We start from the raw sequence: 16969 nt of genomic DNA on the forward strand, positions 1-16969 counted from the left end.
AGGCGCGCCTCGCCTCCCGGCGGCGCAGCCGTGAGGCTGCGCATCGCCGCGGTCGGGCGGATGAAGGCGGGGCCGGAACAGGATCTTGCCGGTCGCTATCTCGACCGCCTGAAGAAGAGCGGCGCGCCGCTCGGACTCGACTTCGCGGGCGTCGTCGAACTCGCCGAGTCCCGGCATGCCGGCGTCATGGAACGCAAGCGCGACGAGGCGGAGCGGCTCGTCGCTGCACTGCCGGAGGGCTGTCGGCTCGTGGTGCTCGACGAGACCGGGCGCACCCCTTCCTCCGATGAGTTCGCTGGGGATCTCGCCCGCTGGCGAGACGAGGGCCTGCGCGATCTCGCCCTCGTGATCGGCGGCCCCGACGGGCTGGCGCCCGAGATGCGGCAGGGCGCGCTTGCCACGATCGCCTTCGGCCGCCTCACCTTCCCTCACCAGATCGTGCGCATTCTCCTCGCCGAACAACTCTACCGTGCCGCCACGATCCTCGCCGGCCATCCCTACCACCGCTCCTGACACACGAACGCCTTGCGGCGCTTCGTTGCAGGGCCGCAACGGCGGCGCGAAAACCGAGAGCGGGAGCCTGGCGACCTTCCTCCTGCCGTTTTGACGCCGCGGGATGGCGCGGTCGGTCCGCGTGAAGCGACCGGACGATCGACATGGTTGATCGAATCTTAAGGTCCGCCCCGCTACCGTCGGTTTGATACGGCCGACCAGAGGACGAACGCTTGCCGCAGGCCCTCCCCCCCGCTTTCCCCGCGCGACGGCTCGGTGCCGCCCGCGGCCTCGTGCTGGCGCTCGCGCTGGCGGCGGGCGGATCAGCGGCAGCGGCGCGTGATGGGGAACCGCCGAGCGGCGAGGCGCCGGTGCGCGAGGCCTCGATCACCGAGCGCACCACCGGGACGCCCGCCTCCGACGCCACCGATGCTGCCACGAGCATCGCCCTCATCGCGCAGCGCGCCCGCACGCAGGCCGAGCTGCAGCGCATCGGCGCGGCGATCGATCTGTCGAAATCCACCGCCGACCGGCTGGCCGCCGAGGTCGCGGCGCTCGCCGCCGACCGTGAGCGCATTCGCGCCGCCATGGTCGATGCCGCCGCGGAACAGCGCAAGGCCTCGGTCGCCATCGCCGGTAGTGAGGCCCGCATCGGCTCGCTCGCCGACGAGGAAACCCGCATCAAGGCCTCGCTGCGCGAGCGGCGCGGCCTTCTCGCCGAGGTGCTCGGCGCGCTCGAACGCATGGGCCGCAAGCCGCCGCCGGCGCTGCTCGTCAAGCCCGGCGATGCGCTGGGCTCGGTGCGCAGCGCCATTCTCCTCGGCGCCGTGGTGCCGGAGATCCGCGATCAGACGCAGGCCCTCGCCGCCGATCTCGACCGCCTGGTGACCGTGAAGACGCAACTCGCCGGCGAGAAGGAGAGCTTCGCCTCCGCGCTCGCCAAGGGGCGCGAGGACGAGGAACGGCTGCGGCTGCTCTTCGCCGAAAAGGAAAAGCTGGAGGCGGACGGGCGCGGGCGCATCGGCGAAGAGAGCCGGCGCGCCGCCGAGCTCGCCTCGCAGGCCACAACGCTGCAGGAGCTCATCGCCTCGCTGGAGGCCGAGACGCAGCGCACCCGCGCCGCCGAGGAGCGCGAACGGCTGGCGACGATCCGCGCCGCCGAGGAGGCGCGCCAAAGGGCCGCGGCCGAGGCCGAACTCGCCGCGCGCACGCCCGAGGCCGCCCCGCCGCCCGCGACCGCGGCCACGCCGCCGGACGCCGCGCCGCTGACGGCGCCTGCGACGAATGAGACGCCGAGCTACGACATCGCTCAACTTCGGCGTGAGATGGCGCGGATGGAGCCCGCCGCCGCATTTTCGACATTGAAGGGGAGCCTGATTCGTCCGGTCGCGGGTCAGGAAACCAGCCGCTTCGGACAGTCCGACGGGATCGGTCGGGCAGCCTCGGGCGTCCTCATCGCCGCGCGGCCCGGCGACACGGTGACGGCCCCTGCGGAAGGTCAGATCCTCTATTCCGGTCCGTTCCGCTCCTATGGGCAGCTCTTGATCCTGAACGCGGGCGATGGCTATCATATCGTTCTGGCCGGAATGAGCCGGATCGACGTTTCGGTCGGGCAGTTCGTGCTATCGGGTGAACCGGTGGCCGTGATGGGAGCGACGCGGATCGCCAGTTCGGCGGGTGCGGGCGTCGCCAAGACCGACCCTTCGCTCTACGTGGAATTTCGCAAGGACGGGAAACCGGTCGATCCGCAGCCCTGGTGGACGGATGGATCATCTGGAAGGACGAGGAATGATACGTAAGCTCTCCATTCTCTTCGCCGGGGCGCTTCTGGGTGCCACGGCGATGACGAGCCTCGTCGGCCCGCACACCGGCGTCGCCAATGCCGCGGGATCGGACACCTACCGTCAGCTTGCGATCTTCGGAGACGTGTTCGAGCGCGTGCGCGCCCAATATGTCGACGTGCCCGACGATCAGAAACTGATCGAGACCGCGATCAACGGCATGCTGACCTCGCTCGATCCGCATTCGAGCTACATGAACGCCAAGGAAACGGCGGACATGCGCACGGAAACGCGCGGCGAGTTCGGCGGCCTCGGCATCGAGGTCACGATGGAGAACGAGCTCGTCAAGGTGATCTCGCCCTTCGACGGCACCCCCGCCGACAAGGCCGGCGTGCTGGCGGGCGATCTCATCGCCGAGATCAACGGCGAGCAGGTGAAGGGGCTGACCCTCGCCGAGGCCGTCGAGAAGATGAAGGGCGAGATCGGCTCCTCCGTCGATCTGACCATCATCCGCACCGGCGCCACGCAGCCCGTGCGCCTGTCGATCGAGCGCGCCGAGATCAAGGTGCCCTCGGTCCGCCACACCGTCGAGAACGACGTCGGCTACATCAAGCTGCTGCGCTTCAACGAGCAGACGACGTCGGGCATGGAAGAGGCCATCGCCGACATCAAGACCAAGATCCCCGAGGACAAGCTGAAGGGCTTCGTGCTGGATCTGCGCCGCAACCCCGGCGGCCTGCTCGACGAGGCCGTCAGCGTTTCCGACGCCTTCCTGCAGAACGGCGAGATCGTCTCCACCCGCGGCCGCAACGCCGAGGAGACGCGCCGCTACAACGCCCGCACGGGCGACGACATCGACGGCAAGCCGCTGGTGGTGCTCGTCAATGGCGGTTCGGCCTCGGCCTCCGAGATCGTCGCCGGCGCCCTGCAGGACCAGCGCCGCGCCACGGTGGTGGGCTCGCGCTCCTTCGGCAAGGGATCGGTGCAGACCATCATCCCGCTCGGCGCCAACGGCGCGTTGCGCCTGACGACGGCGCTCTACTACACGCCCGCCGGCACCTCGATCCAGGGTCGCGGCATCAAGCCCGACATCGAGGTCGAGCAGCCGCTGCCCGAGGAGATCAAGGCGCAGATGGGCCTCAAGGCCGACGAGGACGTCAAGCTCGGCGAGTCCTCGCTGCGTGGGCACATCCAGGGCGTCGAAGAGGGCGACGAGGGCTCGGGCTCGCTCGACTACGTGCCGCCAGAGGCCAAGGACGACCTGCAGATGCAGTACGCGCTCGATCTCCTGCGCGGCGTGAAGACCAACGCGGCCTTCCCGCCCAAGCAGGACTCGGCTTCGATCGCCAACTGACGGATCGAGAAGGCGCAGAAACCGGCACCGAACGAATAGGGGCTCCGATCGCCAGATCGGGGCTCCTCTTCGTTCGGGAAAAGCCCCGATCCAGTTCGCTGTCCTACACAGGAGGCATGCATGACGAGCTGTACCGCCCTCTCGGCCAGAACCTGACCTCGACGTCGCCGCGCGATCACCGTCGATGGCGTACGGCCGGCGTCGCCGCGATGCTCGTTGCAGGGCTCGCCGGCGGCTCAGCCTTCGCGGTGCTCGGGCAGCCGGATTTCACACCGCCCGCCCGCCAGGCCGCGCCGGTTGAGGCCCTGGCACCGTCCCGCGTCGCCGCAGCGGAGGGCCCCGGCCCGCAGATCGTGCGCATGGAGGAGAGCGGCGGGGTCACCATCACCGGTGGCGACGGCGTGCCACGGGTCGACGGCACCACCAATCCCTACACCGGCTCGATCCGCGTGCTCGAACCCGGCTCGCTGCGCCAGCCGCAGGCCTTCGCCCACCTGCCCGACCAGGCCCTGATCGAGCCGAGCGACGAAGGTCCGCTGCCGATCCGCTCGGGCGACGGCCGGCGCCCGCTCGACGTCTACGCCGGCACCTCGAACGGCACGCTCGGCACCCGCATCGCGATCGTCGTCGGCGGCCTCGGCATCAGCCAGACCGGAACGCAGCAGGCGGTGGAGCGGCTCCCCGCCGGCGTCACGCTGGGCTTTGCCGCCAGCGGCAACAGCCTCGACCGCTGGATGCAGACGGCCCGGCGCAACGGCCACGAGCTTCTGCTACAGGCGCCGCTGGAGCCCTTCGGCTACCCCGACGTCTCGCCGGGCGAGCACACGCTTACCGTCGCCGACGCCGCGGCCCGGCGTTTCGAGGCACTCGACTGGTCGCTCGGGCGGCTGACCAACTATGTCGGCGTGATGAACTACATGGGCGCGCGTTTCAACGCCGAGACCAAAGCCCTTGAGCCCTTCCTCGGCGAATTGAACCGCCGCGGCCTTCTCTATCTCGACGACGGCACCTCCGCGCGCTCGCAGGCCCGCGACGTCGCCACCGCCGGTGGCACGCCCTTCGCCTCCGCCGACCTCGTGCTCGACGACGATCGCAATCCGCAGGCCATCGCGCGCCAGCTCGACGCGCTCGAACGCGTCGCCCGCGCCCGCGGCACAGCGGTGGGCGTCGCCAGCGCCTTCGACGTCACGGTCGCCGCCATCGCGGCCTGGGCCGATGGCGCCGCGGCTCGCGGCATCGAGATCGTCCCGGTCTCGGCGCTCGCCTTCGACCCGGAAACCAAGGGCTGACGGCCGAACACACGCGCGTCGTTTAATCCGGGTAAACGCCGTCTCCAGCGTTTCGTCGGCGTCCGCGATCCTCTACCGTTTGCAGGGCAACACGGAGATCCCCGCGCGATGACCCCTGCCGCCCCCTCGGCTTCCCTGCCCTACCGCCCTTGCGTCGGCATCCTGGTTCTGAACGCCGAGGGCCGCGTCTTCGTCGGCCGCCGCATCGCCGAGCCCAACGGCGAGATGGAGGGCGCCGAGAAGCTCTGGCAGATGCCGCAGGGCGGCATCGACACCGATGAGAACCCGCGTCTCGCCGCCGAGCGCGAGCTCTTCGAGGAAACCGGCATGCGCTCGGTCGCGCTGCTCGCCGAGACGAAGGACTGGCTGACCTACGACCTTCCTGCAGACCTCGTCGGCATCGCCCTCAAGGGCCGGTTTCGCGGCCAGCGCCAGAAATGGTTCGCCTTCCGCTTTTCCGGAACGGACGCGGAGATTGCCATCGATCCCCCGCCGGGCGGCCATTCCGCCGAATTCGACGCCTTCGCCTGGAAGAGCATGGACGAGGTCCTCGATCTCGTCGTTCCCTTCAAACGGCCGGTCTACGAGGCCGTGATCGCCGAGTTCCGGCATCTCGAGACGGCGTCGTGAGCTTTTCCGCCACCGGCGAGACGCAGTTTCGCGAGACGACCCCCGGCGAACTCGCGCTCATCGAGACGATCCACGCCAGCGCCTTCGGGCGCGAGGAGGAAGCGCGCCTGCCACAGGCGATCATCGAAGCCGGACACGACGTCATCTCGGTGGTGGCCGCTCAGGGCGACTACCTCATCGCGCATGCCCTGTTCAGCGCCCTGGAGGGCGCAGAGCGCGCCCTGGCGCTCGGTCCCGTCGCGGTGGTGCCCGACCACCAGGGCGAGGGCGCCGGCACACGCCTCGTGCGCTACGGACTGGATCTCGCCCGCGAGCGCGGCTGGCGCAGCGTCTTCGTTCTCGGCGACCCCGCCTTCTACAAGCGTCTCGGCTTTCGGCGGGATCTGGCACTCGGCGCCGTCGTGCCGTGGGCCGGCCCCTCGTTCCAGGCGCTGGAACTCGTTCCAGGCAGCCTCGCCGGCTGGTCCGGCCTGCTGCGCTATCCCGCCGCGTTCGGCCAGGGCGACGCGGACTGATCGTTCGACGACGGATCGGAGGCCAATGTGCGGGCACTCCGACTCAAGGCTTGCCGCCACCTCATCGCTCTTCGAAAGACGCGACCGCCGCAGCGACGGAGGCATTGGCCTCGAAGCGTTCCGGCTGAAAGCAACTGTTGTTGCCCCCGATTGATCGGACAGGATCAGACGGATTGCCGGGACGCGATGAACTCACGCGGTGAGAGATAGCCGAGCCCCTTGTGCGGGTGAACGGTATTGTAGTGTTCGAACCAGATCGGCAGCGTGTCGATGACGGTTCGAGCGTTTGGAAGGGACGAGACGCGGACGTAGTCGCGTTTGATGGTGCGAACGAAGGCCTCGGCCATGCCGTTGGATTGCGGGCTCTGCACGGGCGTGGTTCTGGGCTCCAGGCCGATGTCGCGTGCCAGGCGCTTGGTCTCGCCGGCGATGTAGCCCGAGCCGTTGTCGGTGAGCCATTCGATCGTCTGTGGCAGGCGGTTCACGCGGCCGAAGCGCGCCTCGACGGCGAGGAGCATGAGGTTCTGGACGTCCTCGCCCTTGATGCCTTCGGTGGTGGCGACGAAGCCGATGCTCTCGCGGTCGCAGCAGTCCAGCGCGAAGGCCACGCGGACCTTCTCGCCGTTGTCGCAGCCGACCTCGAACCCGTCCGAGCACCAGCGCAGGTTCGAGCGCTCGATGGCCACGCGCCCATCGTGACGTCGCCCGTCGGGATTGCCGGCGTGGCGTTGGAGAAGAAGGCCGTGCGCCTTCATCACACGGTAGACGCGCTTGTGGTTGGGAAGCGGCGTGCCGGCGGCCCGTGCCTTGCGGCAGAGGACGGCATGGACACGCCTGTAGCCATAAGTCGGCATGTCGGCGATCACCGTCTTGATCGCTGAGACGAGATCGTCGTCGGGCAGCGGCGGTCAGCCGAGCCGCCGATGCGAACGTCCCGCCATGCGCTCCGCTATGTTGGATCGGGCGACGTCGAGCACCGTGCAGACGGCGCTCACCGCGAACCGTCCTTGGGCCACGACAGCGAGCGCAACAGCGCTTTTTTTGGGCCCGCGGCGGCCTCGACGTTCGACGCCAACGGTCGTCTCAACCTTGAGGATCTCGGTCTCCAGCGTCTTCTTGCCCAGAAGGCGATGCAACTCGCGGATCTGCGCCTGGAGAGCGCGATACTCCGAGGCCGCGACGACCTCCTCCTGCGCTCGCGTGGCGACCAGAGCGCCTTGCGAAGCCAGCTTGCGCCAGCGGAAGAGCTGGTTCGGCGCAACGCCATGACGATGCGCCACCAGGCTCACCGTCACGTCGGCCTCGTAAGTTTCCTGGACGATCGACAGCTTCTCGGCCGTCGACCACGATCGACGACGCTCGGGACCGGGCAGAACCTCTGCCTTCGGATAGGAACCAGTCATAGACACAACACTACTCCTAACCCTTGCGGGAGTGGGAGATCGTGTCCGGGTCATTCGGGGGGCTATTTCAGGTTCAGGTCCTGTCTTCCGCGGAGGTGGACGATGGGACGGCCATACAGCGACGATCTGCGTGAGCGCGTTCTGAAGGAGGCGGAGCGGTCTTCGGCTCGGCGCGCTGCGGTCCGGTTTGGGATCGGCGCAGCGACGGCGGTGCGTTGGGCGGCACGCGCCAGACTTGGCGAACGTTCGGCTCAGCCTGGGGGCGGTCGACGGGATTCGCGCCTGGACGCCCATGCCGAGTTCGTCGAGACGATGATTCGGGATCGCAAGGACATCACGCTGGACGAGATGGTGGAGCGCCGGGCCACCGAACGTGATCTGCATCTGAGCCGCTCGGCGCTGAGCGCTTGGCTCCGTCGGCAGGGCTGGACGTTCGGACCACCATCGAGGCGGCGAGGACGAGCCCTCTGCTTCCTGCCGCCCGACTCGCCCGACTTCAACCCGATCGAGAACGCCTTCGCCAAGCTCAAGGCTCTGCTGCGCGCCAGAGCTGAGCGCACCGTCGATGCGCTGTGGCGGGCCGTCGGCGACATCGTCCCGGTCTTCACGCCCGCAGAATGCACCAACTGCTTCCACGCCGCAGGATACGATGCAACGTGAACCGGATCTGCTCTAGGATCGGCCCGGCATGGGCGCGACAAGCCAATGGGCGCCACGTGCAAAAGAGGTTCGTCGTTCGCCCGGGCTATTCGAGCAACCGCGTTTCACGGCGTACCTATCGGGGAACCCGTTCGCGCCTCGACCCGCGACGGGCATCGTTGCAGATGCCGACCGCCATTCCACGCCGTTCCGCGGAACACGGAACAAGGCGTGCTTCATCAATTGCCGGCAGCACAGCATCGCCGTCGCGGCGACCCGGAGGCCTGCGCGACCCGTCTACGATCGAACGCCGTCCTCGCAGACCCCGCCCATGATCAGGCGGCGAGCGCGGCCTTGGCGTTGCGCAAATCGGCGAGCCGCTGCTCCGCGCGAGACTTGACCACCGAGTCGGTGGCGTCCGCGACGTCTTCCTCGCTGTCTCGGATCTTCTGGTCGAGATCGGCCATGTCGATGTCCTCGACCGGCGTCGCGTGCTCGGCGAGCAGCGTGAAGCCTTCGCGGTTGATGTCGGCGAAGCCGCCCTGCACGTAGATCCGCTTCTCGCCGCCGCCGGCGAGCGTGGCGTGGACGATGCCGGGCTTCAGCGTCGTCATCAGCGGGGCATGTCCCGCCATGACGGTGAAATAGCCCTCGGAGCCGGGCGCGACCACGGCCATGACCTGTTCCGTAAGGAGCAGGCGTTCGGGGGACACCAGTTCGAACTTGAAGCCGTCAGCCACGATGGTCCTGCCTTCCGCGCTCCTCGATACGGAGCTTTGCCTGAAGCGCGGCCTCGAAATGGGCGACCGCGATCTCGAACTTGTCGCGGCAGCCGGGATTGCAGAACCCGACCACCGCGTTGCGATAGAGCGTCAGCGAGTCGCCCGCGATCGGCTTGCCCGACCAGGGGCAAGTCTCGTTCACCGCGTCGGCGATCGCCAGATCGGCCATCTCAGGCGGCCTGCGCCGCCATCTTCTGCGCCTTCTCGACGGCCATCTCGATGGAGCCGACCATGTAGAAGGCGGCCTCGGGAAGGTGGTCGTACTCGCCCTCGACGAGGCCCTTGAACGACTTGATCGTGTCCTCCAGCGGCACCAGCTGACCGGGCGAGCCGGTGAAGACCTCGGCGACGAAGAAGGGTTGGCTGAGGAAGCGCTCGACCTTGCGGGCGCGCGCCACCGTCAGCTTGTCCTCTTCCGACAGCTCGTCCATCCCAAGAATGGCGATGATGTCCTGCAGCGACTTGTAGCGCTGGAGGATCTGCTGGACCTGATTGGCCACGTTGTAGTGCTCCTCGCCGACGATGAGCGGCGAGAGCATGCGCGAGGTCGAGTCCAGCGGATCCACGGCCGGGTAGATGCCCTTCTCGGAGATCGCGCGGTTGAGAACCGTACGAGCGTCCAGGTGGGCGAAGGACGTCGCGGGGGCCGGATCGGTCAGATCGTCGGCTGGCACGTAGATCGCTTGCACCGAGGTGATCGAGCCCTTGTGGGTGGTGGTGATGCGCTCCTGCATCTGGCCCATGTCGGTGGCGAGCGTCGGCTGGTAGCCGACGGCCGAGGGAATGCGGCCAAGAAGCGCCGACACCTCGGCGCCCGCCTGCGTGAAGCGGAAGATGTTGTCGACGAAGAAGAGCACGTCCTGGCCCTGATCGCGGAAGTTCTCCGCGATGGTGAGACCGGTCAGCGCGACGCGGGCGCGGGCGCCCGGCGGCTCGTTCATCTGGCCGTAGACGAGGGCCGCCTTGGAGCCGGCGGTCGAACCGCCGTTCTCGTGCGGGTCCTTGTTCACGCCGGACTCGATCATCTCGTGATAGAGATCGTTGCCCTCGCGCGTGCGCTCGCCGACGCCGGCGAACACCGAGTAGCCGCCATGGGCCTTCGCGACGTTGTTGATCAGCTCCTGGATCAGCACGGTCTTGCCGACGCCGGCGCCGCCGAACAGGCCGACCTTTCCGCCGCGCGCGTAGGGCGCGAGCAGGTCGATCACCTTGATGCCGGTGACGAGGATCTGCGATTCCGGGTTCTGGTCGATATAGGCGGGGGCCGGCTGATGGATGCCGCGCTTCTGCGTATGCTCGATCGGGCCGACCTCGTCGATCGGCTCGCCGATGACGTTCATGATGCGGCCGAGCGTCCCGTCGCCCACCGGCACGGTGATTGGGCTGCCGGTGTCGGTCACCGGCTGGCCGCGCACCAGACCTTCGGTCAGGTCCATCGCGATGGTGCGAACCGTGTTCTCGCCGAGATGCTGCGCGACTTCGAGAACGAGGCGGTTGCCGTTGTTCTGCGTCTCCAGCGCGTTGAGGATCTCGGGCAGATGGCCCTCGAACTCGACGTCGACGACGGCGCCGATCACTTGGGCGACGCGGCCCATCGCGCCGTTGCTGTTCAATGTGTCAGCCATCGAGGCCTCCTCTTCAATCGTCTGGGTCGGCGCGTCCGGGCATCGAATGCCTCCCGCACCATCGGTCGCTCGTCTGCAGTCGCCCTCGGCGGAGGGCGGATCGTCCGGTCTAGAGCGCCTCGGCGCCGGCGATGATCTCTATCAGTTCGGTCGTGATCTGCGCCTGCCGCTGGCGGTTGTAGGATATCGACAGCTTGTTGATCATGTCGCCGGCGTTGCGCGTCGCGTTGTCCATCGCGCTCATGCGCGCGCCCTGCTCCGATGCGCCGTTCTCGAGCAGCGCGCGGAAGATCTGGATCTTGATGTTGCGCGGAATGAGATCGGCGAGGATCGTCTCGGGTTCCGGCTCGTATTCGTAGAGCGCGTTGTTCGCGTCCGTCGGGGCAGCGTTCTCGGCGGCGGTCGGCACGTCGGCGGGAATGATGCGCTGCGCGGTCGGGCGCTGCGTGATGACGTTCTCGAAGGCCGAGTAGAAGATCGTCGCCACGTCGAACTCGCCGGCAGCGAAGAGATCCATCACCGTGTCGGCGACGATTTCTGCATTGCCGAAACCGATACCCTTGCCGGCGTTCAGATCCATCCGCACCACGATCTTGTCACCGAGGTCGCGCCGCATCAGATCCGTGCCCTTCTTGCCGACCGAGACGATCTTGACCGTCTTGCCGTCGGCCTCGAGCCGGCGGACATGCTCGCGCACGAGACGCACGATCTGCCCGTTGAAGCCGCCGCAGAGGCCGCGGTCGGAGGTGAAGACCACGAGGAGATGCGTCTGGTCGCGGCCCGTGCCGGTCATCAGCGGCAGGGCCTCGCCCTCTTCCATCGCACCGGCGATGTTGGCGAGGACCGAGGCCATCCGCTCGGAATAGGGGCGCGCCGCCTCGGCCGCATCCTGGGCGCGGCGAAGCTTCGCCGCCGCCACCATCTGCATGGCCTTGGTGATCTTCTGCGTCGCCTTCACCGAAGCGATGCGGTTTCTCAGATCCTTGAGCGAAGCCATGGGTCTGGTCGGTCTCCTGCGTGGCCGCGGCCGAGTTCGGTGGCGAAGTCGCTCGCCCTGGTAAGTCGCCCGCCCTTAGGCGAACGACTTGGCGTAGGCGTCGAGAGCGGCCTTGAGCTTGGCGCGCGTGTCGTCCGACAGCTGCTTCTCGGTGGCGATCGTCTCCAGCACCGCCTTGTGCTCGGTGCGCAGCGACGAGAGGAGCCCCTCCTCGAACCGACCGACGTCGGAGACCTTGAGCTTGTCGAGATAGCCCTGCGTGCCCGCGAAGATCACGGCGACCTGCTCTTCCGTCTTCAGCGGCGAGAACTGCGGCTGCTTCAGGAGTTCGGTCAGGCGCGCGCCGCGGTTGAGGAGGCGCTGCGTCGAGGCATCGAGATCACTGCCGAACTGCGCGAAGGCCGCCATCTCGCGATACTGCGCGAGTTCGCCCTTGATCGAGCCGGCCACCTGCTTCATCGCCTTGATCTGCGCGGCCGAGCCGACGCGCGAGACGGAGAGGCCGACGTTCACCGCCGGGCGAATGCCCTGGTAGAACAGGTTGGTCTCGAGGAAGATCTGGCCGTCGGTGATCGAGATCACGTTCGTCGGGATGTAGGCCGACACGTCGTTGGCCTGCGTCTCGATGACCGGCAGCGCCGTCAGCGAGCCGCCGCCGAGGGCGTCGTTGAGCTTGGCGGCGCGCTCGAGCAGGCGCGAATGCAGGTAGAACACGTCGCCCGGATAGGCCTCGCGGCCCGGCGGACGGCGCAGCAGCAGAGACATCTGACGATAGGAGACGGCCTGCTTGGACAGATCGTCATAACCGATCACGGCGTGCATGCCGTTGTCGCGGAAATACTCGCCGATGGCGCAGCCCGCGAAGGGCGCGATGTACTGCATGGGCGCCGGATCGGAAGCGGTGGCGGCGATCACGACCGAATAGGCCATCGCGCCGCGCTCTTCGAGCGTGCGGACGAACTGCGCGACGGTCGAGCGCTTCTGCCCGATCGCGACGTAGATGCAGTAGAGCTTTTCCTTGTCGTTGCCCGCGTCGTGCGCCGGCTTCTGATTGAGGAACGTGTCGAGCAGGATCGCGGTCTTGCCGGTCTGGCGATCGCCGATCACCAGCTCGCGCTGACCGCGGCCGACCGGGATGAGCGCGTCGATCGCCTTGAGGCCGGTCGACATCGGCTCGTGCACGGACTTGCGAGGGATGATGCCGGGAGCCTTCACGTCGACGCGGCGGCGCTCGGTCGACTCGATCGGGCCCTTGCCGTCGATCGGGTTGCCGAGACCGTCGACCACGCGTCCGAGAAGGCCCATGCCGACGGGAACGTCCACGATCGCGCCGGTGCGGCGCACCGTGTCGCCCTCGCCGATCTCGCGATCGGAGCCGAAGATCACGACGCCGACATTGTCGGACTCGAGGTTCAGCGCCATGCCACGCACGCCGCCGGGGAACTCGACCATCTCGCCGGCCTGGCAATTGTCGAGACCGTAGACGCGGGCGATACCGTCGCCGACCGAGAGAACCGTACCGACCTCGGAGACTTCCGCCTCGTTGCCGAAGTTCTTGATCTGGTTCTTGAGGATTGCGGAAATTTCCGCGGCCCGGATGTCCATCAGCCGACCTCTTTCAGCGCAAGCTTAAGGGATGAGAGTTTCGTGCGAAGCGACGTGTCGATCTGGCGCGAGCCGATGCGGACCACGAGGCCGCCGAGGATCGAGGGGTCGACGCTTTCGCGCAGGGTGATTGTCTTGCCCGACGAAGCCGAGAGCACCTGGCCGAGCTCGCGGCGCTGTTCGTCGCTCAACGGGTGGGCGCTCGTGACCTCGGCCTCGACTTCGCCGCGATGCGCGGCGGCCATCTGGCGGAAACCGCGAATGATCGCCGGCAGCGCGAAGAGGCGGCGGTTCGACGCCACGACCTTGAGGAAGTTGCCGACGAGCGGCAGCGGGCGAACCTCGGCCACGACCGCCGTGATGGCGCGCAACTGATCCTCGGAGGTGAAGGCCGGGCTTTCGACGAGCCGCCGGAAGTCGGCGTTGTCGTCGATCAGGCGCTGAAACTCCGCGAGTTCCGCTTCGGTCGTCTCGATCGAACCGTCATCGCGAGCCAGTTCGAAGAGGGACAGGGCGTAGCGTTCTGCGACTCCGGAGACCGGAGAGGATGACTTTGCCACGGACGATCGCTTCTCTTCAGGCTTCGTTCAAGGGCCCCGTCACGGCAGATCCGCAACACCTCGAAGCTGGTCAAAAAAAAGGCCGCGGACCCGAGGAAACTGCCCATCGCCGCGCCGGAATGAAGGTCGTCTAGCACAGCGTTTCCGGCGCGACAACAGAGGTTTCCGCGCTCGTCCCGCCCTGACACAAGCGTCTCGTGAAGCCTTCTTTCAGGCCTGCACGAGCCCGAAGGCCGGGGCGAGGCACGCGGCGGCCAGTGCGAGATGCAGGAGCAGGAGACACCAGTTGGCGATCGTCGAGGCCTCGTCGGAGAGAATCGACACGAGCCGGCCGAACGCCACGAAGAGCCAGGCCGAGCCGAGCATGATCTGCAGCAGCGGCTGGTCGTAGAAGAACAGCATCACGAGGCCCGAGCCGAGCGGGAACCCCGCGAGCATCGCCCGCACCTCGGAGAGTCCGGCGATGGAGGGCCCGACCGGTCCAAGATGCAGCATCCGCAGCATCAGTCGGGGCGCGAACAGCGCCGCGAGACCGTAGAGAAGGCTCGCCACGCCGGCCATGAAGGGCAGGAGATCGGGCAGCGTCTCGGGAAAGGTGAACTGCATCGGCGGGCGCTCTCGAACAGGCAGGCGGCGGCACCGGGGCCGCACACGGGATCGTCGGCCGGCCTTACAGGAATTCGCACGGGGCCGCAAAAGCCGTGCAAAACCCAAGGCGAAGATCCGTTGGCGGCGCAGGCACCCATGACGGCGACGGGTTGAGTCGCCACCCTGCGACGGCGGGGGCACGATGGGACCGATCGCCGTCGATCCGTTCACATTGATTTGAGATCGGCGACCTGCCGGCGATCGCGCATCAGAGGAAGCTCTGCGGATCGACGTCGATCTGCACCTGCACGCTGCCGCGCGGGCGCGGCGCCCGTGCCGTCATCTCCCGCAGGAAAGACTGGATCGCCGCGCCGCGCCCGCCCTGCACGAGCAGCCGAAAGCGGTGGCGCCCGCGCAGGACGCCGAGCGGCGCCTCGGCGGGCCCGAGCACCTCGATGCCCTCCGCATCGGGGGCGGCGAGCCGCAGCTGACGCCCGTGTTCCTCGGCCTCGCGCCGCGTGTCGGCCGAGACGATGAGCGCTGCGAGCCGACCGAAGGGCGGCAGCCCGGCCCGCTCGCGCTCCATCGTCTCTCGTTCGTAGAAACGCTCGGGATCGCCCGCCTCGATCGCCCGCATCACCGGGTGCTCGGGGCAGTAGGTCTGGATCAGGCCTCGGCTGGCGCGTCCCGTGCGCCCGGCCCGGCCCGTCACCTGATGCAGCAGCTGGAAGGTGCGCTCGGCGGCGCGCGGGTCGCCGTTGGCGAGGCCGAGATCGGCGTCGATCGCGCCGACCAGCGTCATCAAGGGAAAATGGTGGCCCTTGGCCACTAGCTGCGTGCCGATGACGATGTCGGCCTCCCCTTCCGCCACCGCGTCGAGTTCGCGCCGCAGCCGGCGCGCGCCGCCCGGCAGATCGGAGGAGAGAAGGATGGTGCGGGCCGCCGGAAAGCGCTCCAGCATCTCCTCGGCGATGCGCTCGACGCCCGGCCCGCAGGCGGCGAGATGGTCGAGCGTGCCGCAGGCGGGACACGCCCCGGGCCGGCGCTCGGCATGGCCGCAATGGTGGCATTGCAGCGTGCCGCGCAGCCGGTGATCGACGAGCCAGGTCGAGCATTGCGGGCACTGGAAGCGATGGCCGCAGACGCGGCAGAGCGTCAACGGCGCGTAGCCGCGACGGTTGAGGAAGAGCAGCGCCTGCTCGCCGCGCGCCACCGTCTCCTCGATCGCCGTGAGCAGCACCGGGGAGACGAAGGAGCCGCGCGCCGGCGGATGGCGGCGCATGTCGACGAGGCTGAGCGTTGGCAGCGCGGCGGCGGCGTAGCGCGCATCCAGCGTCACGTGGGAATAGCGACCGGAGCGCGCGTTGACGCGGGTTTCCAGCGAGGGCGTGGCGGAGGCGAGAATGGCGGGAAAGCCGCCGCCGCGCGCACGCACCACCGCCATGTCGCGGGCGTGGTAGAAGGTGCGGTCCTCCTGCTTGTAGGCGGGGTCGTGCTCCTCGTCGACCACCACGAGCCCGAGCTTGGCGAAGGGCAGGAACAGCGCCGAGCGCGCGCCGGCGACCACCCGCACCCGCCCCTCCGCCACCTGCCGCCACACCCGCTCGCGGGTGCGCGGCGCGACGTCGGAATGCCATTGCGCGGGCGGCGCGCCGAAGCGCGCTTCGAAGCGGTCGATGAAGGACTGCGTCAACGCGATCTCGGGCAGGAGGATCAGCACCTGCCGTCCCGCGTCCAGCGCGCGCGCCACCGCCTCGAAATAGACCTCCGTCTTGCCCGAGCCGGTGACGCCCTCGAGGAGGCTGACGGAGAAGCCGCCGGCCTCCACCCGCGCGGCGAGCTCGGCCGCTGCCGCGCCCTGATTCGGGCTGAGGTCGGCGCGCGCGTGGGCGGTGTCGGGCGCCGGCACCACCGGGTGCGGTGGCAGGCGCACCGGATCGAACGCGCCGGCGCGGATCAGCCCGTCCACCACCGACGCCGTGACGCCCGCCGCACCCGCCAGACCCGAACGCGTCCAGTCCTCGCCTCCCGCAGCGGTCTCGACGACGCGCAGGCGCGCCGGGGTCATCCGCTCCGGCCGTCCACCGGTCAGCCGCAACCCGTCGATCATCGGCTCGGGATCGAAGGCCACGGGGGCGCGCAGTGCCATGCGCACCACCAGTCCCGGCGGCGAGAGCGTGTAGTCGGCCACCCAGTCGACGAAGCGGCGCATCGGGCCGTCGAGCGGCGGACAGTCGAAGACGTGGGTGATCTCGCGCAGCTTGCGTGCGTCCACGACGTCGCTCTCGCCCTCCCAAACGACGCCGGCCACTTGCCGAGGCCCGAGCGGCACCTGCACGATCGAGCCGGGCTCGACGTGCATGCCTTCGGGAACGCGGTAGGAATAGGGCCGCTCGCTCGGCACCGGCACGAGCACCGGCACCACGCGCCCGGCCTCGGCGCCGGGCCGGCGGGCCGGCGGCACGTCGCCGAAGAGGAGGCGGGAGGAGGCTCCCGCGGGCGTGGCTTTGGTCAAATGCGTCTCGGGCTGGATGGCATGCGATCGACCGGCAGGCGGCGAGCGCGCAGGTCGGCAGGGTTCCGTCCTTAGATGGGATCGCCGGCCGCTGCAAAACACCCGGTGGGTGCGAGAGGCGGCGCGGCGGGCTCCAAGACTCCGCCATGCGGACGGGAAGCGCCAAGCCTATCGCCGCCCGCCCGCGTTCCGCT

14 protein-coding genes and 2 pseudogenes are annotated in these 16969 nt (G+C 68.7%); 7 read left to right on the forward strand and 9 right to left on the reverse strand.

Annotation, left to right across the window (positions count from 1 at the left end):
* Nucleotides 1–30 precede the first annotated feature (30 nt).
* From rlmH to GGR04_RS18595, 6 genes are all read left to right on the forward strand, one after another.
* Entirely contained in the window at nucleotides 31–513 is a 483-nt protein-coding gene (gene rlmH, locus GGR04_RS18570) for a 23S rRNA (pseudouridine(1915)-N(3))-methyltransferase RlmH (protein WP_183201406.1), read from the forward strand.
* Between the two features lie 212 nt (nucleotides 514–725).
* On the forward strand, nucleotides 726–2291 hold the full coding sequence (locus GGR04_RS18575) for a murein hydrolase activator EnvC family protein (protein ID WP_183201407.1): 1566 nt from the start codon (nucleotides 726–728) through the stop codon (nucleotides 2289–2291).
* Complete coding sequence (locus GGR04_RS18580) at nucleotides 2281–3627, forward strand: S41 family peptidase (RefSeq protein ID WP_183201408.1); 1347 nt, start codon at nucleotides 2281–2283, stop codon at nucleotides 3625–3627. Before GGR04_RS18575 ends, GGR04_RS18580 begins: the two co-directional genes overlap by 11 nt.
* A gap of 116 nt (nucleotides 3628–3743) precedes the next feature.
* The gene (locus GGR04_RS18585) at nucleotides 3744–4916 is read left to right on the forward strand and encodes a divergent polysaccharide deacetylase family protein (RefSeq protein WP_183201409.1); all 1173 of its coding nucleotides are present in this window, start codon (nucleotides 3744–3746) and stop codon (nucleotides 4914–4916) included.
* 108 nt (nucleotides 4917–5024) lie between these two features.
* Complete coding sequence (locus GGR04_RS18590) at nucleotides 5025–5546, forward strand: RNA pyrophosphohydrolase (protein ID WP_183201410.1); 522 nt, start codon at nucleotides 5025–5027, stop codon at nucleotides 5544–5546.
* On the forward strand, nucleotides 5543–6061 hold the full coding sequence (locus GGR04_RS18595; RefSeq protein WP_183201411.1) for a GNAT family N-acetyltransferase: 519 nt from the start codon (nucleotides 5543–5545) through the stop codon (nucleotides 6059–6061). Before GGR04_RS18590 ends, GGR04_RS18595 begins: the two co-directional genes overlap by 4 nt.
* 164 nt (nucleotides 6062–6225) lie before the next feature.
* Here the strand turns inward: GGR04_RS18595 and GGR04_RS18600 are convergent.
* Nucleotides 6226–7464 (reverse strand): annotated as a pseudogene (locus GGR04_RS18600) (IS3 family transposase).
* Nucleotides 7465–7920: 456 nt separating this feature from the next.
* Here GGR04_RS18600 and GGR04_RS24725 point away from each other — a divergent pair.
* Nucleotides 7921–8124 (forward strand): annotated as a pseudogene (locus GGR04_RS24725) (IS630 family transposase); the annotation flags it as partial.
* Between the two features lie 314 nt (nucleotides 8125–8438).
* Here GGR04_RS24725 and GGR04_RS18610 read toward each other — a convergent pair.
* From GGR04_RS18610 to GGR04_RS18645, 8 genes are all read right to left on the reverse strand, one after another.
* Nucleotides 8439–8843, reverse strand: a complete 405-nt coding sequence (locus GGR04_RS18610; protein WP_183201413.1) for a F0F1 ATP synthase subunit epsilon — start codon at nucleotides 8841–8843, stop codon at nucleotides 8439–8441.
* Nucleotides 8836–9054, reverse strand: a complete 219-nt coding sequence (locus tag GGR04_RS18615) for a glutathione S-transferase (protein ID WP_183201414.1) — start codon at nucleotides 9052–9054, stop codon at nucleotides 8836–8838. Before GGR04_RS18615 ends, GGR04_RS18610 begins: the two co-directional genes overlap by 8 nt.
* Before the next feature lies 1 nt (nucleotide 9055).
* Nucleotides 9056–10510, reverse strand: a complete 1455-nt coding sequence (gene atpD, locus GGR04_RS18620; protein WP_210291871.1) for a F0F1 ATP synthase subunit beta — start codon at nucleotides 10508–10510, stop codon at nucleotides 9056–9058.
* 109 nt (nucleotides 10511–10619) lie between these two features.
* Entirely contained in the window at nucleotides 10620–11507 is an 888-nt protein-coding gene (locus tag GGR04_RS18625) for a F0F1 ATP synthase subunit gamma (RefSeq protein ID WP_183201415.1), read from the reverse strand.
* Nucleotides 11508–11582: 75 nt separating this feature from the next.
* On the reverse strand, nucleotides 11583–13112 hold the full coding sequence (atpA, locus tag GGR04_RS18630) for a F0F1 ATP synthase subunit alpha (protein ID WP_183201416.1): 1530 nt from the start codon (nucleotides 13110–13112) through the stop codon (nucleotides 11583–11585).
* Nucleotides 13112–13672 carry a F0F1 ATP synthase subunit delta gene (locus GGR04_RS18635; protein WP_183201417.1) on the reverse strand — a complete coding sequence of 187 codons (561 nt, stop codon included), beginning with the start codon at nucleotides 13670–13672 and terminating at the stop codon, nucleotides 13112–13114. Before GGR04_RS18635 ends, atpA begins: the two co-directional genes overlap by 1 nt.
* Before the next feature lie 210 nt (nucleotides 13673–13882).
* Nucleotides 13883–14278 carry an AGROH133_08824 family phage infection protein gene (locus GGR04_RS18640; RefSeq protein ID WP_183201418.1) on the reverse strand — a complete coding sequence of 132 codons (396 nt, stop codon included), beginning with the start codon at nucleotides 14276–14278 and terminating at the stop codon, nucleotides 13883–13885.
* Nucleotides 14279–14528: 250 nt separating this feature from the next.
* Nucleotides 14529–16724 (reverse strand): primosomal protein N', encoded by a 2196-nt coding sequence (locus tag GGR04_RS18645; RefSeq protein ID WP_183201488.1) that lies wholly within the window; start codon nucleotides 16722–16724, stop codon nucleotides 14529–14531.
* Nucleotides 16725–16969 lie beyond the last annotated feature (245 nt).

This window comes from Aureimonas pseudogalii, from assembly GCF_014196835.1.
GTDB classification, from domain to species: Bacteria; Pseudomonadota; Alphaproteobacteria; order Rhizobiales; family Rhizobiaceae; genus Aureimonas; species Aureimonas pseudogalii.